A 747-nucleotide genomic window follows, 5' to 3' on the forward strand; every position below is an offset into this window, starting at 1 on the left:
TTGCAAATATCATTGAAGGAATAGAAAATACTGCTAATCTTTATGGATATCATATTATACTTTCTCAGTTCAAAGAAAATAAAGATATATCAAATTTTAAAGATATAACAAATATAGGAGTATCAGGATATATTATAATACCATCTGTAGGAAGTACAAAATATTTTGATGATATAATGAATAATTCTAATTTACCAATTGTTTTTTTGGATAGGAAAGTAGAGTTTGATAATATAAATTATGTTGGTTCCGATAATAAAATAGGGGCTTATAATGCAACTAAATATTTAATAGACTTGGGGCATAAAAATATTATATATATGGCAGGTCCTCAAGATATTAGCACAGAGAAAGAAAGATTTGATGGGTTTATAAAAGCATTAAATGATAATGATATAGATTTTGACAATACCAAATATAAAAAAGTAGCAAATTTTAATTTTGAWGAAAGYTATRAKCAAATGAAAGATATAATAAAATCAAAGCTYRATTATACTGCTATATTTTCTGCATGCGATGTTATGTGTTTTGGTATAAAGAAAGCAACAGAAGAGTATGGAATATCAATACCTAATGATATATCTTTAATGGGTTATGATAATATACCTTATTCATCTATGATAGGTCTTACTACTGTATCTTCTCAAGCTTATGAAATGGGTAAAAATGCTGTACTTTCTGTATTAAATATTATAAGTGAGAGAATCAATGATCATCTCACTATCCCGCCTCAGCCTACTACCGTAC

General features: G+C 26.7%; 1 protein-coding gene. It reads left to right on the forward strand.

All coding sequences use genetic code 11. From position 1 onward, the window contains the following. Positions 1-747, forward strand: a 747-nt coding sequence (locus GQX97_RS13090; protein WP_157152280.1) for a substrate-binding domain-containing protein, incomplete at both ends; no start/stop codon positions are given.

The sequence above is a fragment of the Brachyspira sp. SAP_772 genome (assembly GCF_009755885.1).
Classification (GTDB): Bacteria; Spirochaetota; Brachyspiria; order Brachyspirales; family Brachyspiraceae; genus Brachyspira.